The organism is Allobosea sp. P5_A5, from assembly GCF_056400625.1.
Genome location: NZ_JBFUKY010000001.1, coordinates 478,042 through 503,615 on the forward strand (window position 1 = coordinate 478,042; position 25,574 = coordinate 503,615).

24 protein-coding genes are annotated in these 25,574 nt (G+C 63.5%); 12 read left to right on the forward strand and 12 right to left on the reverse strand.

The genetic code is table 11. The features are described 5' to 3' along the window. The first annotated feature begins 1 nt into the window (after position 1). Positions 2–982 carry a ComEC/Rec2 family competence protein gene (locus AC1DR6_RS02310; RefSeq protein ID WP_476827795.1) on the forward strand — a complete coding sequence of 327 codons (981 nt, stop codon included), beginning with the start codon at positions 2–4 and terminating at the stop codon, positions 980–982. A gap of 73 nt (positions 983–1,055) precedes the next feature. Here AC1DR6_RS02310 and AC1DR6_RS02315 read toward each other — a convergent pair whose 3' ends face one another. Then, positions 1,056–1,298, reverse strand: coding sequence for a hypothetical protein (locus AC1DR6_RS02315; protein ID WP_476827555.1), 243 nt, complete (start codon positions 1,296–1,298; stop codon positions 1,056–1,058). Positions 1,299–1,473: 175 nt separating this feature from the next. Beyond that, a complete protein-coding gene (locus AC1DR6_RS02320) occupies positions 1,474–2,262 on the reverse strand; it encodes a hypothetical protein (protein ID WP_476827556.1) in 789 nt (262 codons plus the stop codon). Positions 2,263–3,004: 742 nt separating this feature from the next. Here AC1DR6_RS02320 and AC1DR6_RS02325 point away from each other — a divergent pair. Beyond that, the gene (locus AC1DR6_RS02325; protein WP_476827557.1) at positions 3,005–3,532 is read left to right on the forward strand and encodes a hypothetical protein; all 528 of its coding nucleotides are present in this window, start codon (positions 3,005–3,007) and stop codon (positions 3,530–3,532) included. Between the two features lie 135 nt (positions 3,533–3,667). On the opposite strand, the gene AC1DR6_RS02330 is transcribed toward AC1DR6_RS02325, so the two are convergent. From AC1DR6_RS02330 to AC1DR6_RS02365, 8 genes are all read right to left on the reverse strand, one after another. Beyond that, positions 3,668–3,883, reverse strand: coding sequence for a hypothetical protein (locus AC1DR6_RS02330; RefSeq protein WP_476827558.1), 216 nt, complete (start codon positions 3,881–3,883; stop codon positions 3,668–3,670). Continuing rightward, positions 3,867–5,093: a hypothetical protein gene (locus tag AC1DR6_RS02335; RefSeq protein WP_476827559.1), complete on the reverse strand. Its 1,227-nt coding sequence runs from the start codon at positions 5,091–5,093 to the stop codon at positions 3,867–3,869. Before AC1DR6_RS02335 ends, AC1DR6_RS02330 begins: the two co-directional genes overlap by 17 nt. Next, positions 5,090–5,413, reverse strand: coding sequence for a hypothetical protein (locus AC1DR6_RS02340; RefSeq protein ID WP_476827560.1), 324 nt, complete (start codon positions 5,411–5,413; stop codon positions 5,090–5,092). The genes AC1DR6_RS02335 and AC1DR6_RS02340 overlap by 4 nt, the downstream gene beginning before the upstream one ends. Before the next feature lie 201 nt (positions 5,414–5,614). Further along, complete coding sequence (locus tag AC1DR6_RS02345; RefSeq protein WP_476827561.1) at positions 5,615–5,944, reverse strand: hypothetical protein; 330 nt, start codon at positions 5,942–5,944, stop codon at positions 5,615–5,617. A 3-nt stretch (positions 5,945–5,947) separates the two neighbouring features. Beyond that, a complete protein-coding gene (locus AC1DR6_RS02350) occupies positions 5,948–6,271 on the reverse strand; it encodes a helix-turn-helix transcriptional regulator (protein WP_476827562.1) in 324 nt (107 codons plus the stop codon). Between the two features lie 140 nt (positions 6,272–6,411). Next, a complete protein-coding gene (locus AC1DR6_RS02355) occupies positions 6,412–6,927 on the reverse strand; it encodes a hypothetical protein (RefSeq protein WP_476827563.1) in 516 nt (171 codons plus the stop codon). Beyond that, positions 6,924–8,168 (reverse strand): tyrosine-type recombinase/integrase, encoded by a 1,245-nt coding sequence (locus AC1DR6_RS02360; protein ID WP_476827564.1) that lies wholly within the window; start codon positions 8,166–8,168, stop codon positions 6,924–6,926. Before AC1DR6_RS02360 ends, AC1DR6_RS02355 begins: the two co-directional genes overlap by 4 nt. Positions 8,169–8,456: 288 nt before the next feature. Next, complete coding sequence (locus AC1DR6_RS02365; RefSeq protein ID WP_476827565.1) at positions 8,457–9,947, reverse strand: MFS transporter; 1,491 nt, start codon at positions 9,945–9,947, stop codon at positions 8,457–8,459. A 3-nt stretch (positions 9,948–9,950) separates the two neighbouring features. Between AC1DR6_RS02365 and AC1DR6_RS02370 the strand changes: the two genes are divergently transcribed. Then, positions 9,951–10,829 carry a LysR family transcriptional regulator gene (locus tag AC1DR6_RS02370; protein WP_476827796.1) on the forward strand — a complete coding sequence of 293 codons (879 nt, stop codon included), beginning with the start codon at positions 9,951–9,953 and terminating at the stop codon, positions 10,827–10,829. A gap of 31 nt (positions 10,830–10,860) precedes the next feature. Here the strand turns inward: AC1DR6_RS02370 and AC1DR6_RS02375 are convergent, their stop codons facing one another. Next, positions 10,861–11,241, reverse strand: a complete 381-nt coding sequence (locus AC1DR6_RS02375; protein WP_476827566.1) for a YbaN family protein — start codon at positions 11,239–11,241, stop codon at positions 10,861–10,863. A 106-nt stretch (positions 11,242–11,347) separates the two neighbouring features. On the opposite strand from AC1DR6_RS02375, the gene AC1DR6_RS02380 reads away from it, so the two are divergent. Continuing rightward, a complete protein-coding gene (locus AC1DR6_RS02380; RefSeq protein ID WP_476827567.1) occupies positions 11,348–12,070 on the forward strand; it encodes a DUF502 domain-containing protein in 723 nt (240 codons plus the stop codon). A 139-nt stretch (positions 12,071–12,209) separates the two neighbouring features. On the opposite strand, the gene recG is transcribed toward AC1DR6_RS02380, so the two are convergent. After that, on the reverse strand, positions 12,210–14,309 hold the full coding sequence (recG, locus tag AC1DR6_RS02385; RefSeq protein WP_476827568.1) for an ATP-dependent DNA helicase RecG: 2,100 nt from the start codon (positions 14,307–14,309) through the stop codon (positions 12,210–12,212). A gap of 195 nt (positions 14,310–14,504) precedes the next feature. Here recG and AC1DR6_RS02390 point away from each other — a divergent pair, with 195 nt between their 5' ends. The 8 genes from AC1DR6_RS02390 (at position 14,505) to AC1DR6_RS02425 (ending at position 25,565) form a co-directional block, all read left to right on the forward strand. Further along, positions 14,505–14,801 (forward strand): FAD assembly factor SdhE, encoded by a 297-nt coding sequence (locus AC1DR6_RS02390; RefSeq protein ID WP_476827569.1) that lies wholly within the window; start codon positions 14,505–14,507, stop codon positions 14,799–14,801. A gap of 175 nt (positions 14,802–14,976) precedes the next feature. Continuing rightward, entirely contained in the window at positions 14,977–18,525 is a 3,549-nt protein-coding gene (gene mfd, locus AC1DR6_RS02395; RefSeq protein WP_476827570.1) for a transcription-repair coupling factor, read from the forward strand. Between the two features lie 455 nt (positions 18,526–18,980). Next, positions 18,981–20,177: a septal ring lytic transglycosylase RlpA family protein gene (locus AC1DR6_RS02400; protein WP_476827571.1), complete on the forward strand. Its 1,197-nt coding sequence runs from the start codon at positions 18,981–18,983 to the stop codon at positions 20,175–20,177. 79 nt (positions 20,178–20,256) lie between these two features. Continuing rightward, entirely contained in the window at positions 20,257–21,462 is a 1,206-nt protein-coding gene (locus tag AC1DR6_RS02405) for a D-alanyl-D-alanine carboxypeptidase family protein (protein WP_476827572.1), read from the forward strand. Position 21,463: 1 nt separating this feature from the next. Continuing rightward, entirely contained in the window at positions 21,464–22,111 is a 648-nt protein-coding gene (gene tmk, locus AC1DR6_RS02410; RefSeq protein WP_476827573.1) for a dTMP kinase, read from the forward strand. Further along, the gene (locus AC1DR6_RS02415) at positions 22,111–23,181 is read left to right on the forward strand and encodes a DNA polymerase III subunit delta' (protein WP_476827574.1); all 1,071 of its coding nucleotides are present in this window, start codon (positions 22,111–22,113) and stop codon (positions 23,179–23,181) included. Before tmk ends, AC1DR6_RS02415 begins: the two co-directional genes overlap by 1 nt. A gap of 21 nt (positions 23,182–23,202) precedes the next feature. Beyond that, complete coding sequence (gene metG, locus AC1DR6_RS02420) at positions 23,203–24,762, forward strand: methionine--tRNA ligase (protein ID WP_476827575.1); 1,560 nt, start codon at positions 23,203–23,205, stop codon at positions 24,760–24,762. Continuing rightward, positions 24,762–25,565, forward strand: coding sequence for a TatD family hydrolase (locus AC1DR6_RS02425; RefSeq protein ID WP_476827576.1), 804 nt, complete (start codon positions 24,762–24,764; stop codon positions 25,563–25,565). The genes metG and AC1DR6_RS02425 overlap by 1 nt, the downstream gene beginning before the upstream one ends. Positions 25,566–25,574 lie beyond the last annotated feature (9 nt).

Genomic DNA, 25,574 nt, shown 5'->3' on the forward strand with positions numbered 1-25,574 from the left:
TGTGACCATTCTGGATGTGGGACACGGCAATTGCGCCATCGTGCGCAGCGGCGACGCCCTGGCCGTTGTCGATGCGCCGATCGGAAGCCTGCTGCTCGATACCTTGAGAGATATGGAGATCAAGCGGATCGATGCAGCTTTCATTTCCCACTCAGATAAAGATCATCTCGCCGGCATTGTCGCCCTCCTGACTAGCGACGAGGTGGAAGTGGCGCGCCTGTATGTGAATCCCGATGCCGGGAAGAATTCAGCGATTTGGGATAGCCTGCTCGCGGCCGTTAGCGTGGCCCAGAAAAAAGGCACATGCGCGGTCTCAAACAGCCTTTCGTCTACAAATCCGGGCGCGATTGGCGTCGGGGACCTGACTGTTCGTGTCGCCGCTCCATCGGCAGCGCTGGCGCTGCGCGGCGTGGGCGGCCAACTTGAGAGCGGGGCCATCGTAACCCAGAACAGCCTCTCGGCGGTGCTCAGCATCGAGGGAAAGAGCGGTCGAGGCATTCTGCTGGCCGGTGATCTGGATGAGATCGGCCTAGCCGACGCCCTTGACCATTGCGCGCCGCTGAAGGCTGATGTCCTTGTCTTTCCGCACCACGGCGGATCGCCGGGCGAAGACGCGGCTGCCTTCGTCGATCAGCTTATCGCTGCGGTCGAGCCGGAAACGGTTATCTTCTCAAACGGCCGTAACCGATACGACCTACCTCTCAAGCCCATCGTTGAGGCAGTTGTGGCGTCCGGGTGTAAGATCGCCTGTACCCAACTGCCTTCCGCTTGCAACGCCTTCGCCATTCTGGCGATGGATCATCTGGAAGACATGCGCGCCCATGGTCGGCGCACGGGCCATTCCTGCGCGGGATCGATGACCTTCGATCTCGCGGACGCGACCACGCGGCGTGGCAACGGCGAGGAGCGATTCACGGAATTCGTCAACACGCTCGTGCCCACGCCCATGTGTCGCCAAAGGCTCGCGCCAAGAGCGCCGTGATAGCGCTGCTGAGTAACCCACCAATTGCAACTAGCCCGGTGCTGCGTTTCAAGCGCCGGCCGCACCGGATCGCTCACCACAGACCGCGCGCCTTCCGCTTCGCATCCCGTGTCGCGCCGCGCCCGCGCAGCCACCTGCCGCCCAAGCGATCACGGGGATCAAATTCCTCGCCTTGGATGACATCTCGGAACGCGTCGGCCTGGCTGCGATCGGCGAGGCAGAGCACCTCGTAGGGGTGCTGACCGTCACCGAGACGATGGAGGCGCCAGGACAGGAGGAACGGCACCGATTGGTTGCGATGGCCGATATTCTGCATAGATGCAGCGGACTGCGATATGAAACCCATAGTCGCGGTCGACTGCAGCTGGCGTGAGTTCGCCTCGGCGTCACAAGGCTTGAGTGCGTTGAGCTCAAATCTGTCTAGTGCGGGCTCAGGCACGCCTGCACTAGAGTTGCGGCCGGCATTTTGGGGAATTTGGAGGTAGCGGCAGTCAACGGCCGTTGTTTGCTCGCGCGCCGCCGCCACCTAGTGTGATCTCAAACCGAAAGGGGTCGAGGGTGAATGTCATGCCTAGGCTGCTCAATGCAGAACCGCAGGCTGCAGCTGCGGCTTGGGCAGCGTTGGTGGCGACCTCAAAACTTTTTCCATGTTCTGCAGTCCACTTTCCTTCCAGTTTCGCTTGATCGCGCAACATTTGCGTCTGATTGCTTACGATTTCTTGGTAGCGCGCCCGACACTCAGGGRCACCAAGCTCTTTCTGAACGTGAACCGACGCAAACACTACAACGGCGACAACTAGGGCTCCGCCAGCTGCATATCCAAGAAAGCGAAATTTGAGCGGATTTTCCCGGAACGCGCCGACGAATTCGAAATGCAGCTCGGAATCGATACTGGGATAGAATGGCGACAGCGGAAATAAATAAGAAATATCCCAAAGCCTTCGGGAAAGCTCCCAAGCCTTTTGCTGGCATAGAGCGCCAAATTCTTCCGAGAAATGGTCTGCCTGCCGAAATTCTGGCGAATTCAAAAATGAAATATACTGATTTACTGCGTCGAGATGGTTAGGATCAATTTTTTCACCGTCATTTCCGTAATGAACGTCTATGACACGAATGGTGGAGGAAACGAAAATTTGCGCCAATTTTGCTTTAAACAAAACCTCCTGCGCTTTCGCGATAGATGGCGCTCTGCCGTCGGTCGCAAGAACGAGTTCGATCCCAATACGACCTTCGGGCGGCACCCTGAAAATGTCTCCGAACTCTCCGTCTTTACCGACCATGTTTGCCCCGCTGGAACTCTTCGCAGTACTCGTGCCGTTGCGAGCCGAATATGAGAAAGTCACTCTAGCGTCGATCGCATTGAGTCAACGGTCTTCCATACGTGGTGGCCGGCGAGTTCAAAAGGCCGGGCTGCAGCCCTCTGCCATTCCTGAGGACTACCGAAAGTCCTTAGTTGTGATCTGGTAGCGACCGCGGCGCATGATCACGACGCCGGGGGGCGCACTATGATCATCCTGAGACTTGCCTTGGTGCCCGTGGCGGCCGTCGCATTCGCCGGCTTCCTGCTCATCGCGAGCGCGGTGAGCGATCGGCTACTCAGCCGGCGCCTCGGCCGTAACCACCCACGGCATCCTGACCCGCGGCTTTTTTCGAGGCGGCGAGCCTCCGCCGATTTGGAACGCGCTTGCGTTGCTCGGCGTTTCGGCAGCGGCGCTCTGGCCGGCCAGCGCAAAAATCTGACGTGCATCAGGTTATTTGCGATTGCATGACCTCGAGCTTAAAACCTGCCCGGCAGTCAGGTTAATGCCCGCGCCGAGGGCATTTCCCGGCGGCCTCACTGCTCGGCCTCTATCGTAATTCGTGCGCGGTGCGCCGGATCCAGCACGACCTCCGCTTCTCGGCGATCAGGTCGCCCCGCAGCTCAAGTGGCGAGCTACGTCGCGCCGCCTGATATCGTGTATCTATCAAACTCGATCGAACTGTAGTTGAGACGCTATGGATCGAGCCCGGGGGGTGAGAGCGATGGAATTTTGGACTTGGGGACCGTTCGAATATCGAAGCGGCTTTAGCCGATCCGAATTTTGGGAAAGCGTTGCCGAAAAAGCCCGCGTTTATGGATTTGATGATTACGCTTTACGGCCGGCAGTCGGTTGCTACCTGTTCTCGACAAGCCGCGGATCTCGGGAAATACCTTGGTACATTGGCAAAACGATCGCCGATACGGGATTCTACGGCGAGATTTTTACACCGCACAAGATCGAGCATTACCAAGCAGCTCTGGAAAAATCGAACAAACTAGCGGGCAATATTACCCTTTTTGCTTTAGCGACGCCTGGCAAAAAAATCAGCTATGCGGGCCGCAGCAACAAACGACTGATCGACTGGTTAGAAAAATCTCTAATCGGTATGGGTTTGTCGAAAAATGGCGAATTGAGGAATGTCAAAGACACCAGATATCTCAAAAACGTAATGGTCGAAGGTGTCATCGGTCCTCAGAGACAAGGGAGGCCAGTTGAAGGAGCGCGGCTAGCGGGTCGGGCTCTCAGATAGAAATTGGCACTCACAACCGGCGCGACGCTCATCACGACATCGATGCGGTTTGCGGGCCTACGACAGGTCACCAGCGGCGCCCGGCGGTTTTCCGGTGATGGGGAAGCGGCGGCGCAGGAACGCCGCCGGTGTGTCTCAGGCGCGCCGTAGCGCAATGACCGGCGGAACGGGCTCGCCACATGCCCTCTCGAACCGAAGCTCAAGCCGGCGCAGCTCGAGCGCCTCGCGGGTCAGCAGCCACCGCGGCAAGCGCTCCCGCCGGGCAAGGAAGTCAACGACCTCGGCGGTCGGGCGATCGGCTGCCCAGATGAGCAAATCGAGCTGGTCAGCGTTCTTACGCGTGCGCGACATGGCGATCTTCCTCTGCTTCGCGGATCAGCCGAATAGCGAGCGATCGTGCTTCCGCGATTGCGGCTTCGGCGCCTTGGCTCAAAACGCCGGCACGGGCGACCTGATCTCGCAGACGTTCAAGCCTAGACCGCCCCAGAGCATCCGCGAGCTTCAGGCCGGTCTCGAAGTGCCCGGCGCCGACCTCTTCCCCGATGTAGGCGGCCAAAGTGCGATCGCGGAAGATCTCGACCAGGACCTGCTCGCGCGGATCCTTCTCGAGAACCGTTCGGCCAGTCCGCCCCGTCTCTTTTTTTGGCGCTTCGCTCTTTGGCGGACTGCATCCATCGCCAAGCCCATCTCTTTTGTCGGGCGCATCGCTTCCCGCAGATGCTCCGTTCGTGCTGCGATCCGCGACGGCAAAGGCAGCGCCGAGGTCGGGGCCGGTCGATGGTCCGGAGCGCTGCAGGCGATCGCTTAATGCAACGTCTGCCACATTGCACAAGTCCGGTCCGTCGACCCTATTAAGAGTAAGGTGGTCGGACTGAACCTGTGCAGCCGATGTACCAAAAATGCCGGACGGGACCTGTGCAGCCAATGTACCATCTATCTCGGACGCAACCTGTGCAATGTTCGCCAACAGTTCCTTTTTACGGCGATAGTACCAAGTCCGCCGCGAGCATCTTTCCTCAATCCACGGCTTCGTAGCCTCGAAGGAACCCGCGCAATATTCCAGGCGGGGTTTCACCTGTCCGGCTGCGCGGGCCTCTTCGCGCTCTGCCGCTTTGCGACCACGGTCGGCGGCACGGTTACGCTCACGTTTGGCCTCATCGCGAGCTTCCTTGGATTGTCCGGCAGCACCAATTGAGCGAACGTCCAAGTTGTCGCGCTCTTCGACTGTCAAGCCGATCTGCTCGCCGAGGCTCTGCGATGCGATAAGCGGCGAGCCAATCTTGATCCGGGCGATCTGCTCGCCGAGCTCGTCATCGGTGAACTCGCCGAGATCAATCATCGTGACGACGCGACGTAGTTCAAGAAGATCGATCCCTCGCCAAATTGCACCGCTTCGCATGGGAGCGGTGCTTGCTGGCGCATGGCCGAGAGTGTTCGCCAGATAAAATAGCCACTTGCCGGGATCGAGCCGACAGCCGGTCAGGCGGCGATACTTCCCGATTACGATCAACTCGGCCAGGCGACGCGAGGCCGCCTGGCGGGGAGACGGAGGCCGGCTCATGACCCGGCCCCGAGCGAGCTGGCAATGAGATGAGACAGCCGCAGCCTGAAGGCCACCAACGTCCATCGTTCAAACAAGGCTTTTAGGGTCGGATCGAGATGCAAGTTGCAGTTGCAGACGCCTGTGATGCCGTCTCGGATCCACTCCTCTGCATGCCGCTTGGAACGGGCTCTATTCCGCCTATCAAAGTAATTGTGAGCTTGAAGCCCGCCGTACTGCCATGCGCCGAAAACGACCTTCTCGTGCGCACTTTCTAACCCAAGCTCCTCGGCAAGCTCGAATGTCCGGTCAAAAAAACGCTCGACTTCGTCCCAAGTCATGCTCAAGGCCGCCTCCGTTCACGGCGGCGCTCGGCGAGCACACGGCAAGCGGTGACGATCGCTGAGGGCGCGGACTGGGCCTCAGCCTTGCCGGCCGGAATGGCGGAGGCTAGATCGTGGTTGTGGACTTCGATTTTGGGCTCGTCATCGGCTGCAACCGATGCGGGCCCGTTTCGTTCGGATGTCATGGCTGGCCTCCGATCAAAACGGGATGTCGAGATCGAGATGGCTCGACGACGCACGACCGGAATATGGCGCGCGCTCGCCGTAGCCAGGAAACCGGCGTTCGCGGTCGGCGTCGGCCTCCCTCTGGCGCTCGGCAACCTGATCTGAGAAGCGGGGCTCAAGCGGCCGGAGAAACGCCTCCTCGACAAGCCGGTCGGCCTCTAGATCTGCCTCGTGCAAGATAGAAGTCGGGCAGCCGGGAAATGCCTTGAGCGCGGCAGCTTTGCGGGCTTCGAAATCCTCGCCGGCCGCAACCATGGTCCGAGCGATTTCAGCGATGACGGCGGCTTTCAGATGATCAGCCATCGATCACCCCTCCGCCTGTACCGACGAGGCCGGGCGGGGCTTCGGCGGGCGACCTCTGCGCTTTGGAGCGGGAGACGGCTGGGTGAGGGCAGGGGGCAGCGGCTCCACTGCTCGCGCCTTCCCCGAAATATTCTGACGCTCGCTAACTTGTCGAGCCGCAAGTCGGGCCGATTGCCACGCGGCGACCTCATCCGCGTCCCATGCCGACGCACGAGCTCCAATTTTAATGGGGGCAGGGAGTTCGCCCGCCGCGATCTTGGCGTAGACCGCTGTTCGACCGAGCCCGGTTGCAGCCATGACGGCGGGCAAGCGCAAAAATTTCTTCAAAAGAGCCTCCGAACTGTGCCGGCTATTGCCGGACGCCTTGGGAAGCCATTCGATTAGGCACAGTATTCGGCCCTGTAATTTTAAATCGTCAGGGGGGCTCCGTTATAATTGAGATTGGTGGCGGCTAGCCGGACCTGGCATCAGCCTCGTTTGGCAGCCGGCCGCCGGCCGCGCTTTGGCTTTTCTCGATTGGGATAGCGCTGGTCATAGGCGTACCTCAGTCGCGTCCAAGCGGACTGGAAATTTGCGGCGGGCAATTCCTCTTCCGCAACGACAAACGCAACGATCTCACGCTCGCTCAGTCCATGAAATTTGCAGCTAATAAGTTCACTGACGCGATGGGCGCCCCAGCCGTAAGCTTCAGCATGGCCGTTACCAATCGAAGCTCCGTTCCAATGCTCAGCCCACTTGCCAGCGGTAAAGTTGACAAGCTTTAGGTAATGTAGGGAATCGATCGCATCTCGAAAGACGCGCCCGTCCTCTTGCCCAACCATCTCGGCTAGCCGGTTCAGCTCGCGTATCAATGCGTTCGGGGGGATCCGGTCGTTTGCGTCGCGCGTAGGTTTTGCAGGGTGAGGCTTCCACCTTGCGGCGGAAGCTTCGAAGGAGAATTCGTCGAAGTCGTCGACGATCTCGGGGCAGCGCCTGTCGATCATGCTGAACTACCAGAGCGCATGTCGACCACATTCTGGCGCGCTTTTGAGCCATGTTCGGCAAAGCCCGCCCAAGCGTCCATCAGCCGGCGGCGCCGCTCCAAGCCATCGCCTCGGCGGTAAGCTCGCTCCACCGCATCCCCGACCTGATGCGCGAGAGCATGCTCGACAAGATCTCGCGGAAAATTCGTGCGTTCTCCTGCCCAATCCCTGAAAGTGCTTCGCAGGCCATGGGGCACAAACCCACTCTCAGGCCGCAGCCCGCGCATCAACTCCAATAGAGCCATGTTGGAGAGGGCCCGACCCTCCTTAGCGCCAATGAAAACGAACGGATTGCCTTGCTCTGTCGGAAGAACTTGAAGCAAGGTCATCGCCGCGGAGGAGAGCGGCACACGGTGCTCTCGACCAGACTTCATCCGAGGGCCCGGCACGGTCCAAACCTTAGCTTTCATGTCAACCTCGGCCCACCGAGCGCCGATCACTTCCGAGGTTCGCGATGCGGTCAAAATGAGAAAAGCGAGAGCTCGCGCCGAAGACGATTGAAGGGCGCGCAGTTCGCGCCAAAAGCCGGGCAGTTCATCGATCGGCAGGGCAGGGTGATGCCGTACTGCTTTCACCTTGGCTTTGGCCGGCAGAATGGCGTCGAGGTGCCCACGCCAGCGAGCGGGATTATCGCCCGATCGGAATCCTCGCACTCGGGCCCAATCTAATATCGCCTCTACGCGGCCGCGCACTCGGCTTGCCGTTTCAGGCTTAGTTTCCCAGAACTGGTCTTTCTCAAGGATCTTAAGGACCAAGCCGGTATCGATATCGGCGACGCGAGTGTCTCCAATTGAAGGAAAACAGTAGCGCTCCAACGTAGCCGACCATTGGTCGCCATGCTTCGCAGATTTCCAGCCGGCCTGCTGGGCAGCGATGAATTGTTTCGAGGCTTCCTGGAAGGTGATTGTCTTGGCGCTGTCAGCACGCGCGACAGCAAGGCGGGCCTTTCTCGCCTCGATAGGATCGACACCATCACGCAGAAGCCGCCGAGCCTCGCGTGCGGCGTCGCGTGCATCGGCCAATGATACATCGGCCAGAGCGCCCAGCCCCATTTGTCGCGCCTTGCCGCCTAACGTGAATCTGAAGCTCCACGACTTGGTGCCCGATCTCGATATCTGCAGCGCTAGATTGCCGCCGTCAGAATACAGGCCAGGCGCGGTGAGGCGCGAAACAGCCAGTGCGGTAAGTCTCTCGATAGCCAAGACGCGCCCCCGCCAAATGGGATTCGAACCCAATCAGCCCACATTTCTACCCACATCCATAAGCTGGATTTTGGCGAACATCAACGGACGATATCGGATCATTGAAAGGGGTCAAAGCATTGCACAATCTGCGCTTTTTGGACGTCTCCGGACCTTACCGAACTTGGCGGAAACGGACACCCCTTCCGCCATTCCCGCCGATTGCGCTCTGTGGTGCTATATTCTACGCCATAGGCGCCTCGTCGCCGCCGATTGCTGCATAGCGCCTCGAAGGCGCTTGTCTTCTGTTCAAAGCTCCCGACTGAGACAGAAGAACGAGAGCGCAGCGCCGAGAAACAGCAGCACGACAGCTACGATGAGCGAGAGATGCATGCCATGCATGAACGCGGACGGTGCTGTCTCGCGCACTAAATAGCCGCACGTCGCGACACCGAGCATCCCGCCGACTTGCCGCGCCGTGTTGAGGACACCCGACGCGATGCCCGCCCGTGACGGATCGACGGAGGAGAGAGTTACATTCGTCATCGTCGGCACGATCAGCGCGATGCCGCTTGCCGCCATCAGCATCGGCACGACGAGTTGCCAATAGGAGCCGTCAACACTTACCGGGAGCAGCAGAAGATATCCGACCGCTGCCAGAACGAGGCCGAACATCATGAGCCGGCGCGCGCCAAGGCTGGCGATCAATCGGCCTGCGATGATGTTCACGACCATGAGGACAATGGTCATCGGCAGGAAGGCGATGCCAGTTTCCTGCGGTGAAAGATGCTGCTCCAGTTGGAAGAACAGGCTGAAGACGAAGATCAGGCCGTAATAGGCGAAGTTGACGAGGACGCCGGTGATCGAGGCGATCACGAAGGCGGAACTGGAAAAGAATGACAGCGGCAGCATCTGTGCGTGGCTTCGCGCCTCGATCAGGATGAAGCTTATTGCGGCGAGGACGGCCACGAGAAGGGCCGCGAGAATCCGTGGATGCGTCCAGCCGAGATGCGCCGCGTCCGTCAGCGCTGTTGCCAGTGATGCGAGCGTAATGATGGCGGCGGCCTGCCCGGGCAGATCGAGCGAGCGATCCCCGTTTCTGGGACCTGGCGTGGAATAGCGCAGGATCAGGACCAGGCCGAACAGCCCGACCGGAATGTTGATCAGGAAAACGCTGCGCCAGCCCAAATGCGTCACCAGGAAGCCACCGACCACGGGGCCGGCCGCCAGCGCAATGCCGCCCGCGGCTCCCCACCAGCCGACCGCGCGGTTGCGCTGCTCCTTGTCGGGAAATGCTTGCTGCAGCAACGATAACGAGTTCGGAACCAGCAGCGCGGCGCCAACGCCTTGCGCAAGCCGCGCCACGATCAGTGTCGCCAGCGTCGGCGCCAGACCGCAAGCCAGCGAGGCCAATGTGAAGAGAACGAAGCCGGTGATGAAGATGGCCCGCGCGCCAAAGCGGTCTCCCAGGGCTCCAGCCATCAGCAGCAGGGCGGCAAAGATGAGCGTGTAGGCGTTGACGACCCATTGGAGGCCGGCGACATCGGTGGAGAAGCTGGTGCGCAAGGCATCGAGTGCGACGTTGACGACGCTGACGTCGAGAAGAACGACCACGAAGCCAATCGAAGCGGCAGCAAGCGTGATGCGTGGGTGAACGGGGAGAGAGACAGACATCGAGACAACCCTGCAAGGATAATTTGCCTCGAAACTACACCCGTGATTTATGTGCGAAAATTCGGTATATCTGCCAGAGAACCCTGAGAAATCGCACAGATGGCCGATTGGGAAAATCTTCGCCATTTCATGGCAGTGGGACGCAGTGGCACCCTGTCCGGTGCGGCGCGCGCCTTGAAGGTGGACCACGCTACCGTCAGCCGTCGGCTGGCGGTGCTCGAAGCCGAACTTGATGTGGTGCTGGTCGATCGCCTGCCACGATCCTGTCGCCTGACGACGATCGGACAGCAGGTCTTCGAGCGGGCCGTCGGGATGGAAAGCGCGGCGGACGGCATTGCCCGGATTGCCCGGGCTGCGCATACGCCGCTTATCGGCAAGGTCACACTCAGCGCTCCGCCGGTGCTGGCGGCCCATGTGCTGGCGCAGCATCTCGCGCACTTCCGGTCTCGTTATCCGGATATCCGTCTTTCTCTCGCGGCGCAGGCGCACCAGGTTTCGCTCAGCCGCAGGGAAGCGGATGTAGCTCTCCGGCTGGTGCGTCCCGAGGAGACCGGCAGCTTCGCGCGAAAGATCGGGACGATGGCCTTCGGTCTCTACGCGCGCCGCGACTATGTGCATCGGGAGATGCCTGCTCGATGGCAGTTCATCGCTTACGACGAGAGCTTTGGAGACATGCCGCAGCAGAAATGGTTGCTTGGCATTGCCGGCGCACGGCCGGTGGCGTGCGAGCTGAGCGACATCAGCGGGCATCTCATTGCGGCGCGGGCCGGCGCAGGCGTCGCCGGGCTGCCTTGCTTTCTAGGAGACATCGACCCGGACCTCGCGCGGATTGGGGAGGATGTTCCATGCTTCTCTCGGGACATCTGGCTTGTCGTCCATCGCGATTTGCGCAAGACGCCTTCCGTCCGTGCTGTGATGGATTTCGTCGTCGCGCTCATCGCTCAACATGGCGGCGAACCGTTCTCGGTCAGGCCCTTTCCCGGAACGGCAGCGGACCCCACCCGCTAGTTCTGAGGTTTGGCTTCGGCGCCTGCGGCGGTCAGGCTTCGGGGCGGCTCGCGACGTAATATCCGGATGCCAGCAGGCATAGCGCGGTTGCCGCCAGCGCGATCGGTGGTGCCGGGGTCAGCGTCACCAGCCCGAAGCTGAGTGCCATCGAGCCACAGGCAATCAGCTTCACGCGGCGCGAGATCGCGCCCGTCTCGCGCCAGCGCCGCACATGGGGGCCGAGCCTGGGGTGACCGAGCAGCCAGGCCTCGAAGCGCGGCGAGGAGCGCGAAAAACACGCCGCCGCCAGGATCAGGAAGATCGTGCCGGGCATCAGCGGCAGGACCAGCCCGAGAATGCCGAGCACGGTGAAAAGCCAGCCGGCCGCGAAGAACAGTGGCCTTGCCCAGCGGCGTCCGGCCCGGCCCGTCACGGCATTATCCTTGCTCGGCAGGATGGCAGGGGGTGGCAGCCGCCGCTGCTTCGCTTATCTTCACGCAGCGCGACGACCGCGCTGCAGCGGCCGACGGCGCGGGACCATGACGACACAACCCTTCGATCCACGCCTCGTGCTCCCACCCGATCCGCTGCGGCCGACCTTCGGCGCGCGTCTGCGGCGTTATTTCCTGACCGGGCTCGTCATCGCGGCGCCCTTGGCCATAACGGCCTGGGTGACATGGTGGTTCGTCACGCTGATCGACGGGCTGGTCAAGCCGCTGATCCCGAATGCCTACCTGCCCGACAACTACCTGCCGTTTCCCGTTCCAGGCATCGGCCTCGTCATCGCGCTGGTCGCGCTGACTTTGCTCGGCTTCCTGACCGCCAATCTCGTCGGCCGCTCGCTGATCCGGGCAGGCGAGTCGCTGCTCGACCGGATGCCGTTCGTGCGCGGCCTCTACAAGGGCGTGAAGCAGATCTTCGAGACGATCTTCTCCCAATCCGGCACCTCGTTCCGCAAGGTCGGCATGGTGCAGTTCCCGCAGCCCGGCATGTGGTCGATCGTCTTCATTGCGCAGGAGGCCGCGCCCGAGATCGCCGAGCGCCTCCCGGGTGGCCAGGATCCAAGCGACGAGCAGATCGGCGTTTTTCTGCCCTGTACGCCGAACCCCACCACCGGCTTCTTTTTCTACCTTCCGCGCAGGGAGGTGGTGGAGTTGACGATCTCGATCGAGGAGGGCGCCAAGCTGATCATGTCGGCCGGCCTGATCCAGCCCGGCGAGGGAGCGCCGAAGCTGGCCCCGGCGGCGGCAGATAAGGACTGAGCCGACGCGTCTGTCGTCATGGTCGGGCTTGTCCCGATCATCCATGTCTTTGCTGGCCGAAGGTCGCATTCAAGCCCAAGGATGGTTGCCACAAGGGCGAGCATGACAGCGCCTTCTAGAGGCTCCTGACCAAACGAACCTAGCCAGCCCGCAGCAACCGGATCGCGACATCGCGCTCGAAGAGATACAGCAGCACGCGCGCGGCCTGGCCGCGTGGCGATTCCAGCTGCGGGTCGCGCTCGATCAGAAGCCTGGCGTCGTCGCGCGCCGCCACCAGCAAATCTCCATCCGTCTCCGGTCTGGCGACGCGCCAATCGGGCGAGCCGGACTGCTTGGTGCCCAGCACCTCGCCTTCGCCGCGCAGCCGCAGATCCTCCTCGGCGATGCGGAAGCCGTCTTCGGTCTCGCGCATGATCGTCAGCCGGGCTTCGGCGACCGGGCCGAGCGGACCCTTGTAGAGCAGGAGGCAGGTGGAGGCCGCCTGTCCGCGCCCGATGCGGCCACGCAATTGGTGAAGCTGGGCCAACCCGAAGCGCTCGGCGTGTTCGATGACCATGACACTGGCATTGGGCACGTCGACGCCGACCTCGATCACCGTGGTCGAGACGAGGATGCGGGTTTCGCCTGCCACGAAGGCAGCCATGGCCGCATCCTTGTCGCGGCCCGGCATCTGGCCATGCAGCAGCCCGACTTTGCTGCCGAAGATTTCGCGCAGGGTTTCGGAGCGTTCTTGAGCCGCGGCGACGTCCAGCGTGTCGGATTCCTGCACCAGCGGGCAGACCCAATAAACCTGCTGGCCGTTTTCCACCGCGCGGCCGATCGCACCGACGACTTCGTCAAGGCGTTCCGAAGCAATGGCGCGGGTGACGATCGGCTTACGGCCCGCCGGTTTCTCGGACAGGATCGAGATATCCATGTCGCCGAACCAGGTCAGCGACAAGGTGCGCGGGATCGGCGTCGCGGTCATCACCAGCACATCGACCGCCTCGCCCTTGGAGCCGAGCAACAGGCGCTGATGCACGCCGAAGCGGTGCTGTTCGTCGACGACTGCCAAAGCGAGATCGCGAAAGGCGACGCCCTCCTGGAAGAGCGCATGCGTGCCGACGGCGATATCGATCGAGCCATCGGCGAGCCCTTCCAGCACCTGCCGGCGGCCGGCTCCCTTCTCGCGGCCCGTGAGCAGCGCGAGGTTGAGCCCAGCCTGCTGCGCCAAGGGCGCGAGCCGCTCGGCGTGCTGGCGGGCGAGGATCTCGGTCGGCGCCATCAGCACCGATTGCCGGCCGGCCTCGGCCGCGGCGGCCATGGCCATGAGCGCGACGACCGTCTTGCCCGAGCCGACATCGCCTTGCAGCAGGCGCAGCATCTTCTCGGGCTTGGCCATGTCGGAGTGGATATCGGCGATAGCCTTACGCTGGCCCTCGGTCAGGTCGAAGGGCAGGGCGGACTGGATGCGATGGCGCAAGGCTCCGTCGCCGGTCGTGGCGCGGCCGGCGATTTTCTTCTGCTGGCGGCGCACGAGGGCGAGCGCGATCTGGCTCGCCAGCAATTCGTCATAGCCGACGCGGCGGCGCGCGACGGTATCGCCTTCGGCCGCCTTCCGGTCGGCGGGGTGATGCAGGGCTTCGATCGCCTGCCGAAACGTGGGGAAGTCGTTTTTGGCGAGAAAGGCCGGGTCCTGCCATTCCGGCGCGTCGGGGCAGCGCTCCGCCGCCGCGTGGACGATCCGGGTCATGATGCGCGGGCCGATGCCTTCGGTCAGCGGGTAGACCGGCTCGAAGGCAGGCAGCGTGTGGGCGAGCTTGGGGTCGAGGATGCGCTCGGGATGCACCATCTGCCGCATGCCGTCCCAAAGCTCGAGCTTGCCCGAGAAGATGCGGAACGCGCCGACCGGCAGGGTCTGCGCAAGATGCCGGCTGTCGCCATGAAAAAAGGCAAGCGTCACGTCGCCGGTCTCGTCTTCGACGAGGATGCGATAGGGCCCCTTCTTGCCGGTGGGGGGAGGGCGATGTTCGCTCACACGGGCCGAGAAGGTGGCGACGTCGCCGATGGGCGCTTCGGCGATCGAAGGGCTCGGCCGCCGGTCGATCGCGCTCGTCGGCAGATGAAACAGCAGATCGATGGCTCGCGCGGCCTGCAGCTCGCTACCGAGGAAGCGGTCGAGGAGCTTGCCAAGCTTCGGACCGACGCCGGACAGCGTCGTGGCGGAGGCGAAGAGCGGGTCGAGGATCGAAGGGCGCAAGGCGTCTCGGCAAAACTGTCAGGAGCGCGAAGATCGCGGCGGTTCGGCCGCTGACTTCGCCGGATGGCCCCGCTATATAGCTCGCACAGGCAGGCTCCGCGACGGGGCCGGCTCCACTCCCGTTGCGCGTCCCCCGATTTTCCCGTTCCGATTTCTTGCTGCAGCCTTCCCGTCCGGTTTCTTCCTGAGGTCCTCATGTCCGGTTCGACCCGCTCCAGTGCCGATCTCGACCCGCGCCGCCGCAAGCTGCTGTTCCGCGCCTGGCATCGCGGCATGCGCGAGAACGACCTGATCATGGGTCGCTTCGCCGACGACGCGATCGCGGGCTTCACCGATGTCGAGCTCGACGAGTTCGAGCGCCTGATCGAGGTTCTGGACCGCGACCTGCTCGGCTGGATCACCGGGGAGATCGCCGTGCCGGAGAATTACGACACGGAACTGTTCCGGCGGCTGAAGGCTTTCCACCACCACGACAAGCCGATCCACGTGTGAGACTCGCAACGTTCACTGCCTTGTCATTCCGAGGCTTCGCACAGCGAAGAACCTGGAACCCACGACTGGGTGAACGACTCGCAACCCAATACAAGATGTCCCACGCAGTCGTGGGTTCCGGGTTCGCGCCTGAGGCGCGCCCCGGAATGACAAGAGATAGAACCGAAGCGTCACGATGAGCATTCCGCCTCCCTCCCTGATCGCCAAGCCGCAACTCGACCGCCTGCTCGATGCACTGAACCGCGGCGACAAGCCGACGCTTTCGGGCGTGCCGGACGGGTTCGACGCGGTCGTACTTGCAGACCTGACCCGCGCGCGGGCCAAGAAATCGGAAGGCGCCGCGCTGCTGGTCTTCGTCGCGCGCGATGGGCAGCGTCTGCAAGTGCTTGAGAATGCGCTGCAGTTCGTCGCGCCCGATCTCGAGGTGATGAGCTTCCCGGCCTGGGACTGTCAGCCCTATGACCGGGTTTCGCCGGCGCCGGCCGTCGTCGCACACCGGATGACGACACTGTCGCGGCTGACGAAAACCAAATCCGGCGACAAGCCGCGCCTGTTGCTGACCACCGTCAACGCCGCTCTCCAGCGCGTGCCGGCCTTCGGAAAGGTCGCGACGGAAAGCTTCTCGGCCGCGCCCGGCAACATGGTCGATACCGAGGAGCTGGCGCGCTGGCTCGACATCAACGGCTATATGCGCACCTCGACCGTGCGAGAGACCGGCGAATTCGCGGTCCGTGGCGGCATCGTCGACCTGTTCCCGCCGGGGATGCCGGCGCCGATCCGGCTCGACTTCTTCGGCGACACGCTGGAATCGATCCGCACTTTCGATCCCGAGACGCAGCGCACGACCGGGCAGATGCGCGGGCTCGATCTCGTGCCGATGTCCGAGGCGCAGATGACCAGCGACAGCATCCGGCGCTTTCGCCAATCCTATATCTCGACCTTCGGCACGCCCGGGCGCGACGACACGCTTTACGAGGCCGTCAGCGAGGGGCGGCGTCCGGCAGGGCTGGAGCATTGGCTGCCGCTGCTGGCCGACAAGCTCGACACGCTGTTCACCTATCTGCCCGACGTGCCTGTCGTGCTCGACCATCAGGCGGAGGATGCGGTCGGCGAACGCATCAGCCTGATCAAGGATTATTACGACGCCCGTAAATCGGCGCTTGGCCAAGCCGGGGCGGGGGGCATTCCCTACAAGCCGCTGCCGCCCGAAGCGCTCTATCTGACACCCGCCGAATGGCGCGGCGTCGTCGACAATGCCGGCGTCGCCAGCGTAACTCCGTTCCAGTTGCCCGACAGCGAGGGCAAGCTGATCCTCGATCTCGGCGGCAAACAGGGCCGCAGCTTCGCAGCCGAGCGAGCCGGCGAGTCAGGCAGCGTCTTCGAGGCCGCCGTAGCCCATGTCCGCGCCCTTGAAGGCGACGGCAAGCGCGTCATTCTCGCCGCCTGGTCGGAAGGCTCGCGGGAGCGTCTCGCCCATGTGCTGCAGGACCATGGGCTGAAGAGCGTGCAGACCGTCGGCAGTCTGCGGGCGGCCTTCGATCTGAAGCCCGGCACGATCGGGCTCGCCGTCTGGGGCTTCGAGAGCGGGTTCGAGGCCGGCAAGCTCGCCGTCGTCGGCGAGCAGGACATTCTGGGCGACCGGCTGGTGCGGCCGCGCCGCAAGTCCAGGCGCCCGCAGGATTTCATTTCCGAGCTGTCGTCGCTGGGACAGAACGACCTCGTCGTCCATGTCGATCATGGCATCGGCCGCTTCATCGGCCTGCAATCGATCACCGCCGCCGGCGCGCCGCATGACTGTCTCGAAATCCATTACGCCGGCGATTCCAAACTCTTCCTCCCGGTCGAGAACATCGAGCTGATCTCGCGCTACGGCTCGGAAGACACGGAAGTTCAGCTCGACAGGCTCGGCGGCGGCGGCTGGCAGGCCCGCAAGGCCAAGCTCAAGCAGCGCATCCGGGAGATGGCAGGCAAGCTCATCCAGATCGCGGCGGCGCGGATGCTCAAGGAGGCGCCACGCCTCATTCCGCCCTCCGGTATCTACGACGAGTTCTGCGCCCGCTTCCCCTATGAGGAAACCGAGGACCAACAGAACACCATCGACGCGGTGCTCGACGATCTCGCGGCCGGGCGGCCGATGGACCGGCTGGTCTGCGGCGATGTCGGCTTCGGCAAGACGGAGGTCGCGCTGCGGGCTGCGTTCACCGCCGCGCTCAATGGCAAGCAGGTCGCGGTGGTCGTCCCGACGACATTGCTGGCGCGCCAGCACTATCGCAATTTCGCCGAGCGCTTTTCCGGCCTCCCGGTCAATGTCGGGCAGGCCTCGCGCTTCGTTGGCAGCGCCGACCTCAAGGCGGTGAAGCAAGGCGCCCGGGACGGCACGATGGATATTATCGTCGGCACCCACGCGCTGCTCGGCAAGGGCATAGACTTCAAGGATCTCGGCCTCGTCATCGTCGATGAGGAGCAGCATTTCGGCGTCGCCCATAAGGAGAAGCTGAAGGAGATGCGCGCCGAGGTGCACATGCTGACGCTGACCGCGACGCCGATCCCGCGCACGCTCCAGCTCGCCATGACCGGGGTGCGCGAACTCTCGATCATCGCGACGCCGCCGGTCGACCGGCTGGCGACGCGAACCTTCGTCACGCCTTTCGACCCGCTGATCGTCCGCGAGGCGCTGCTGCGCGAACGCTATCGGGGAGGGCGCTCGTTCTATGTCGTGCCGCGCATCGAGGACATCGCCGAGGTCAAGGACTTCCTCGACAGGCAGGTGCCGGAGTGCAAGGTCGGCATCGCACACGGTCAGATGGCGGCGAGCACGCTGGAAGACGTGATGACGGCCTTCTATGAGGGCCAGTACGACATCCTGCTCTCGACCACGATCGTTGAGTCCGGTCTCGATATCCCGACGGCCAACACGCTGATCATCCACCGCGCCGACATGTTCGGGCTGTCGCAGCTGTACCAGCTCCGGGGCCGCGTCGGTCGCTCGAAGACGCGGGCCTATGCGCTGTTCACGGTGCCGGCCAACCGCAAGCTGACCGACCAGGCCGACAAACGGCTCAAGGTGCTGCAATCGCTCGACACACTGGGGGCCGGCTTCCAGCTCGCCAGCCATGACCTAGACATTCGCGGCGCGGGCAATCTGCTGGGCGACGAGCAATCCGGCCATATCAAGGAGGTCGGCTACGAGCTTTACCAGCAGATGCTGGAAGAGGCGGTGGCAGCGCTCAAGGCCGGCATCGAGTTCGAGACCGAGACGCAATGGTCCCCGGCGATCCAGATCGGCGCACCCGTCACGATCCCCGAGCATTACGTCGGCGATCTCAGCTTGCGGTTGTCGCTCTACAAGCGGCTCTCGACGATGGACGACGACGCCGAACTGCAATCCTTCGGCGCTGAACTGGTGGACCGCTTCGGCGCGCTTCCGGAGGAGGTCAATCAGTTGCTCGAGATCGTCGCGATTAAGGCGCTGTGCAAGCGCGCTAATGTCGAGAAGGTCGAGGCTGGGCCGAAGGGAATCATCGTCGCATTCCGGGGCAACGAATTCTCCAATCCGGAGGGGCTGGTGTCCTATGTCGCCAAGATCGGCACCCTGGCGAAAGTGCGGCCCGACATGCGGCTGGTCTTCATCGATGATTTCGAGACGGCCGAGCAGCGGCTCAAGGGTACGCGGCGGCTGTTGACCGATCTCGTCCGGATCGCGGAGCGCAAGAAGGCTGCGTGAGCGATGATGGCTCGTCGACGTAAATCGGCGCGGTGCGATCAATTTTACCGATCGAATTGAAGCGAATTTGAGTGCCGGCCCTCTATGAAACCCATCACAGCCAGCGGCCTGTGGGGGGCTTATGCAAATCCGTTACGTCAGCTTTTTATTCCTGTTCGGTTTGGCGATTTTCTTCTTCACGTCAGCGCATGCCGCGCCTTGGCATCGACCGGCAGAATTGTCGCATCCGTGACACGCTGCGGCTGAAAAATGGCAATCGTCCACAGATCGGGTTGACATGTGGCCGGTTTCCGACACTTCTGTGCCCGCTCTGAGGCGTGGGGATGACGCGTTTGAGCCGGCGCAGGGCGTCGGCACTTAACGATCCCTTAACGGAATTGACCGAAAACTCGGCTTCGCCGCCCGTGCGGCAAGCCTGTACTATGGTTTTCGGTGCGAACAGACGGACGGACGGCATGACCCGAGACGCAGATCTTTCGGCCACCGCTACGTTGTCCAATGTAACGAACCCGACGATCCTGCCTTCTCGGACAGCCTCTGCCGCGCGGCTCGGCTGCGTGGTTCTGGCCGGCCTCTTTGCCGCCAACTGCGCGGGAAACCAGGTCGCCGGACGCCGGTCCAAGGAAATCGGCGCGTTTCCGCAGTCGAAATATGGCGCTGCCAGCCCGCGGGTGATCGCCGATGGCGAGCCTGTCCCGAAGGGCGGTGGACGCCTGCTGATCGGCAAGGCCTATTCGGTGGCAGGCAAGCGCTACGTGCCGTTCGAGAAGCCTGTCGGGTTCAGCGCTGTCGGCACCGCCTCCTGGTATGGCGAGGCTTTTCATGGCCGCCGGACCTCGAATGGCGAGATCTATGACCGCGACAGCATCAGCGCCGCGCACCCGACGATGCCGCTGCCGGCCTATGCCCGCGTCACCAATCTGTTGAACAACCGCTCGATCATCGTGCGCGTCAACGATCGCGGGCCGTTCCACGGCAACCGCCTGATGGACGTCTCGCAGAAGACCGCCGAAGCTCTGGCCTTCCGCCATCTCGGGACGGCGCGGGTCAAGATGGAATATCTCGGGCAGGCTTCGCTTGCCGGCTCGGACGACAATCTGCTGCTCGCAACCTTGCGCACCGATGGAACGCCCGCCGCGATCCCAGGCACGAGCGCGCGGACCATGGTCGCAAGCAATGCCGACACGTCGCTTTCGCGCACGCCGAACCCGGATATCGAGCCAGAAACGGCGGAAGCAGAGCTTCCGGTGAGCCAGCCTGTCGTTCGACAGCCCATTGTGCAGCAGCCCGTCATGCAGCAATCAATCGCACAGGCTTATGCTGCGCCGCAGCCGCGTATCATTCAGCCGGGCGTACCCGTCGTCGCTTCGCTGGCGTCGACCGGGTATGTCGCAACTGCCGCGCCGCTGACTGGCATGGCCGTCAGGGCTGCGCCGATGCCTCCGAGCCGCCCGTTCGATCTCGATACCATTGCCAACGCCGCTCGTCCCGTTTCGGTTCCGGCAACGTTGCGTACGACGCTCCCGCCGATCCGCGGTTCTGTCGCCAGCCTGTATGCGACGCCGGAGAAGGGCGCGCTCGACAAGCTCCCGGCTCGCCATCCCCTGAAGAAGGTCTCGTCGCAGCAGCTCGAGACGCTGGCACGCGATTGACGCAGGTCCAGGTCGACTGGGGTCGGCACTCCCTGCTTCAGGGCAAGGCATGAGTGCGGCGCTCAGGCGAAATCCGGATATGCGACGCTCGCGGCCTGGCCGGTCCTCCGTCCGTTTTCTGCTTTGGCTGGTTATCGGGCTGAATGCCGCTGCGCTCCAGCCGGCCAATGCCCAGAACTTCCAGTCGCAGGCTCCAATCGCCTTCCTGCTCGATTCGCAAAGCGGGGCCGTGCTTTACGAAAAAGCGGCCGACGAGTTGGTGGCACCGGCGAGCATGGCCAAGATCGCGACAGCGCTCGTGGCCTTTCAGGAGATCGCAGCCGGCCGGCTGACCCTCGACAGCGAGATCGGCATTTCCGAGAACGCCTGGCGCAAGGGCGGCGCACCGGCGCGCGGCACCACGATGTTTGCGGCCGTCCGCAGCCGCATCAAGCTTTCAGATATTCTGCAGGGCCTGATCGTCCAGGCCGGCAACGATGCCGCAATCGCGCTGGCAGAGGCCATTGCCGGCGACGAGACGACCTTCGCGCGCATCATGAACGAGCGCGTGAAAGCGCTCGGCCTGAGCAAGTCGGTCTTCCGCAATGCCTCAGGGATACCCGATCCCGAGCAGAAGGTCACGGCACGCGAGATGGCGATGCTGGCCGACCATATCGTCAAGACCTATCCCGAACTCTACAAGATTTTCGGCCAGCGCGAATTCACCTGGAACAAGATCAGGCAGGTGAACCGCAACCCGCTGCTGACGATGGATATTGGTGCGGACGGCCTGCAGACGGGCGATCTGGATGGCGTCGGCTTTGGGCTGACAGGTGCCGCCATCGAGAACGGGCAGAGGCTCGTCGTGGTCGTGCATGGGCTGAAAACGTCGCGTGATCGTGCGACCGAGGCGCAGAAGCTGCTGGAATGGGGCTTCCGGGCCTTCGAGCGGCGGCAACTCTTTACGGACGGCGAGATCGTCGGCGAGGCCAGCGTCTATGGCGGCGAAAAGGGGCGGGTTCCGCTCAGGACGAAAGGTGCGGTGGCCTTGCTGATGCCGCGCGGGACCACCGACAAGCTCGCCGCGCGCATCGTCTATCGCGGGCCGCTCAGCGTGCCTGTGAACGAAGGCGACCCGCTGGCGCAACTCGTCATCATGCGCGGCGACGTCAAGACGCTCGAACTGCCGCTCTATGCGGCCGAGACAGTCAAGCCCGGCTCGTTGCAAAGCCGGGCGCTCGACGCCGTGCTCGAACTTTCGACCGGCTGGATTCGTCAGGCGCTCGCGCGCGTCACGCGGGGCTGAGGTGACCGGCCGCTTCATCACGCTGGAAGGCGGCGAGGGCGCTGGGAAATCGACGCTGGCGCGCGCCCTGGCGCAGCGGCTGGAGGCGACGGGGCGCAAGGTCGTCACCACGCGGGAGCCCGGCGGCTCGCCAAAGGCGGAAGCGATCCGCGCCGCCATCCTGTCCGGCCGCTTCAAAGAGCGGGGCGCCTTTGCCGAAGCGCTGATGTTCTCGGCCGCACGGATCGACCATCTCGACAGGCTGATTCGCCCCGCGCTGGCGCGGGGCGACTGGGTGATCTGCGACCGCTTCATCGACTCGACGCGGGTCTATCAGGGCGCCGTGGGCGCGGTCAGCGCCTCCGTACTGGCCGAGCTCGAGGCCGCCACGATCGATGGGGTCGTGCCGGATCTGACGCTGATCCTCGACCTCGCCCCCGAGACCGGGCTGGCACGCGCCGCCAAGCGACGCGCGCCCGATGAGGCGGCCGACCGATTCGAGCGCGAGACCCTCGTATTCCACCAGGGTTTGCGAGAGGCCTTCCTGGCGATCGCGAAGGACGAGCCGGCGCGTTGCGCCGTGCTCGACGCGAGCTTACCGCCGGATGCTCTGGCGGACGCCGCCTGGAGTGTCGTAAGCCAGCGCCTGATCGACAATCGGGAGCGCTGATGCGCGAGACCACCGACGAGCCCGACCGCCTGCCGATCGCGCCCCATCCGCGCGAGACGCTGGAACTGGTCGGCCATTCCACTCAGGAGCGCGCTTTCCTCGACGCCTTGCGCTCGGGGCGAATGCACCATGCCTGGCTGCTCGGGGGTCCGGAAGGCATCGGCAAGGCGAGCTTCGCCTATCGCGTCGCGCGCTTCATGCTGGCGGCGGGCGACCCGGCGGTCCGTGCCCAATCCAGCAGCAGCCTCGCCATGCCAGAGAACGATCCGGCGACGCGGCGGGTAATGGCGCGGTCCCATCCCGATCTGCATCTGCTGCGGCGCAGCCTGAAGCCGGACGGCAAGAGCTACACCAGTAACATCCCGGTCGACGCCGCCCGCCGTGTGATTGACCGCTTCGGCTCAAGCGCGGCCGAAGGCGGCTGGCGTATCTGCATCGTCGATTCCGCCGAGGACATGGACCGCCCAACGGCGAATGCGCTGCTGAAGCTGCTGGAGGAACCGCCGCCGCGGGCGCTGTTCCTGATCGTCGCCCAGGCGCCGGGCCGGTTGCTGCCGACCATCCGCTCCCGCTGCCGGTTGCTGAGCTTCGAGCCGCTCTCGCCGGAGCAGGTCGTCGAGGCCGGGCGCATCGCGTTGCAGCGGATGGAGGCGCCTTTCGACGATTCGGCACTGCCACGGGCGGCCATGCTTTCGGAAGGATCGGTCAAGCGCGCCCTGAGCTATATCGACCCCGCGACGCTGGCACTGGTGGAGGCTGTGCGGGCCAGGCTCGACGCTCTCCCGCAGGTCGATCTCACCGCCCTGCTGGCGCTCGCCGAGGATGTCGCCGGGAAGGCGGGCGAACGCGATTTCGCCGTCATGCTGGAGACGATCCAGGGATGGCTCTCCGATCATCTGCACGCCTATGCTGCGGCGCAACCGGCGCGCCTTGCACCGCTGGCGGAGGTATGGGAAAAGCTGGAAAAGGCGGCTCGTGACGTCGAGACATACAATCTCGACCGCCGGCCGCTGGTGATTTCAATCTTTCATGATCTGTCGTTTGCGGTGTCCCGCTCGCGCGCAGCGTGAAGTGAAGCTCCCGGACGGACGATGGCCACGGCCCCGAAATTCTACCTCACCACCGCGATCCACTACACCAACGGGCCGCCGCATATCGGACACGCCTATGAAATGGTGGCGGCCGACGCGATCGCGCGCTTCAAGCGCCTCGACGGCTACGATGTCTATGCGCAGACCGGCACCGACGAGCACGGCCAAAAGGTGCAGCGCACGGCCGAGCAGAACGGGCTTTCGCCTAAGGATTTCGTCGACAAGATCGCGGCGCGTTTCGAGGAGATGGAGCAGGCTCTCGGATGCTCCTTCGACCGTTTCATCCGCACGACCGACGAAGACCATCAGGTTTCCACGGACGAGCTGTGGCGCCGGATGGAGGCGAATGGCGACATCTATCTCGCCAAATATTCCGGCTGGTATTCGGTGCGCGACGAGGCCTTCTATGGGGAGGACGAGACGACGCTGCAGCCCGATGGAACGCGGCTGGGCGGGCAGGGGACACCGGTCGAGTGGGTCGAGGAAGAGAGCTATTTCTTCCGCCTCGCGAAGTATCAGGATGCGCTGCTGAAGCTTTACGCGGACGTGCCGGACTTCGTCTCGCCCGAGACGCGCAGGAACGAGGTCGTCTCCTTCGTGAAGTCGGGCCTCGAGGATCTTTCGATCAGCCGCACGACCTTCGATTGGGGGTTGAAGGTTCCGGGCCACCCCAAGCACGTCATGTATGTCTGGGTCGATGCGCTTAACAACTACCTGACCGGAACGGGCTTTCCCGATCCCGAGAGCCCGCGCGCGCATTACTGGCCGGCCGATGTTCACATCATCGGCAAGGACATCGTGCGCTTCCACACGGTCTATTGGCCGGCCTTCCTGATGTCGGCCGGGCTGCCTTTGCCGAAGCGAGTCTTCGGACACGGCTTCCTGCTCAACAAGGGCACCAAGATGTCGAAATCTCTCGGCAACGTGGTCGATCCCTTCGAGCTTGCCGCGACCTATGGCGTCGATCAGCTGCGCTATTTCTTCCTGCGCGAGGTCTCGTTCGGGCAGGACGGCAATTACAGCCACGACGCCATCGTCGGGCGGATCAATGCCGATCTCGCCAATGATCTCGGCAATCTGGCGCAGCGCTCGCTCTCGATGATCGCCAAGAATTGCGAGGGCAGGGTGCCTGCCTGCGGTGCCCTCACCGCAGCCGACGAGGCGATGCTTGCCATGGCCGACAGTGCTCTGGCCAAGGCGCGCGCGGTCATGGCCGATTTCGCGCTGCATACGCTGCTCGCCGAGATCTGGACGGTGGTCGCAGAGGCAAACCGCTATTTCGCGGCCAACGAGCCCTGGCGCCTCTCCAAGAGCGATCCGGCGCGGCGCGACACCGTGCTCTACGTCACCGTCGAGGTGATCCGGCAGGTCGCGATCCTGGTGCAACCGGTGATGCCGGTTGCGGCCGGCAAGCTGCTCGACTTATTGGCGATTCCCGCAGAAGCGCGCGATTTTGCCGCGCTTGGCGCCGGGCATCGTCTGGGAGCCGGCACGGAGCTTCCCGCGCCCAGCGGAGTCTTTCCGCGCTATGTCGAGCCGGAGGACGGCAAGGCCGCCTGATGCTGATCGATACGCACTGCCATCTCGATTTTCCCGACTTCGCGGCGGAATTGCCGGACTATGTCGCGCGGGCCGAAGCCGCCGGCGTCGAACGGATGGTGACGATCTCCACGCGCGTGGCGCGCTACGACGCCTATAAGGCAATCGCCGAACGCTTCTCCTCCGTCTGGTTTTCGGTCGGCACCCATCCGCACCAGGCTCATGAGGAACTCGAGGTCACGGCCGAGCAGCTGGTCGAGCTGTCGCGGCATCCGCGTTGCGTCGCGATCGGCGAAGCCGGGCTCGACTACCACTATGATTCAAGCCCCCGCGAGGCGCAGGCGCAGGGGCTGCGCACCCATATCGCAGCGGCGCGTATCACGCAGCTGCCGCTCGTGATCCATTCGCGCGAGGCCGATGACGACATGGCGGCGATCCTGCGCGAAGAAATGGGGAAGGGCGCCTTCCCCGCCATTCTGCACTGCTTCACCGCCGGCGAAGCGCTGGCGATGACGGGTGTCGAGCTGGGGCTCTACATCTCTTTTTCCGGCATCCTGACGTTCAAGACCTCGGAAAACCTGCGCCGCATCGCCCGGATGGTGCCGCGCCAACGGCTTCTGGTCGAGACGGATGCACCATACCTAGCCCCCGTGCCATTCAGGGGCAAGCGCAACGAACCGTCCTATGTCCTTGAAACAGCTAAGGTGCTGGCGGAAACGATCGGCCTTGGTTTCGAGCAGACGGCGCAGCTGACGACGGGCAACGCTAAGCGCTGCTACTGGAAAATGGACCGTGCCACGCCCGCGGCCGGCGAGAGCGTCTGACCCCGCGCC

Bases quoted from the DNA above. Each gene is read 5' to 3' on its own strand.
- AC1DR6_RS02315 (WP_476827555.1), bottom strand. From the start codon at position 1,298: ATGCAGAATATCGGCCATCGCAACCAATCGGTGCCGTTCCTCCTGTCC.
- AC1DR6_RS02325 (WP_476827557.1), top strand. From the start codon at position 3,005: ATGGAATTTTGGACTTGGGGACCGTTCGAATATCGAAGCGGCTTTAGC.
- AC1DR6_RS02330 (WP_476827558.1), bottom strand. From the start codon at position 3,883: ATGTCGCGCACGCGTAAGAACGCTGACCAGCTCGATTTGCTCATCTGG.
- AC1DR6_RS02335 (WP_476827559.1), bottom strand. From the start codon at position 5,093: ATGAGCCGGCCTCCGTCTCCCCGCCAGGCGGCCTCGCGTCGCCTGGCC.
- AC1DR6_RS02340 (WP_476827560.1), bottom strand. From the start codon at position 5,413: ATGACTTGGGACGAAGTCGAGCGTTTTTTTGACCGGACATTCGAGCTT.
- AC1DR6_RS02345 (WP_476827561.1), bottom strand. From the start codon at position 5,944: ATGGCTGATCATCTGAAAGCCGCCGTCATCGCTGAAATCGCTCGGACC.
- AC1DR6_RS02355 (WP_476827563.1), bottom strand. From the start codon at position 6,927: ATGATCGACAGGCGCTGCCCCGAGATCGTCGACGACTTCGACGAATTC.
- AC1DR6_RS02365 (WP_476827565.1), bottom strand. From the start codon at position 9,947: ATGGCGAAGATTTTCCCAATCGGCCATCTGTGCGATTTCTCAGGGTTC.
- AC1DR6_RS02370 (WP_476827796.1), top strand. From the start codon at position 9,951: ATGGCAGTGGGACGCAGTGGCACCCTGTCCGGTGCGGCGCGCGCCTTG.
- AC1DR6_RS02380 (WP_476827567.1), top strand. From the start codon at position 11,348: ATGACGACACAACCCTTCGATCCACGCCTCGTGCTCCCACCCGATCCG.
- AC1DR6_RS02390 (WP_476827569.1), top strand. From the start codon at position 14,505: ATGTCCGGTTCGACCCGCTCCAGTGCCGATCTCGACCCGCGCCGCCGC.
- mfd (WP_476827570.1), top strand. From the start codon at position 14,977: ATGAGCATTCCGCCTCCCTCCCTGATCGCCAAGCCGCAACTCGACCGC.
- AC1DR6_RS02400 (WP_476827571.1), top strand. From the start codon at position 18,981: ATGACCCGAGACGCAGATCTTTCGGCCACCGCTACGTTGTCCAATGTA.
- AC1DR6_RS02405 (WP_476827572.1), top strand. From the start codon at position 20,257: ATGCGACGCTCGCGGCCTGGCCGGTCCTCCGTCCGTTTTCTGCTTTGG.
- AC1DR6_RS02415 (WP_476827574.1), top strand. From the start codon at position 22,111: ATGCGCGAGACCACCGACGAGCCCGACCGCCTGCCGATCGCGCCCCAT.
- metG (WP_476827575.1), top strand. From the start codon at position 23,203: ATGGCCACGGCCCCGAAATTCTACCTCACCACCGCGATCCACTACACC.
- AC1DR6_RS02425 (WP_476827576.1), top strand. From the start codon at position 24,762: ATGCTGATCGATACGCACTGCCATCTCGATTTTCCCGACTTCGCGGCG.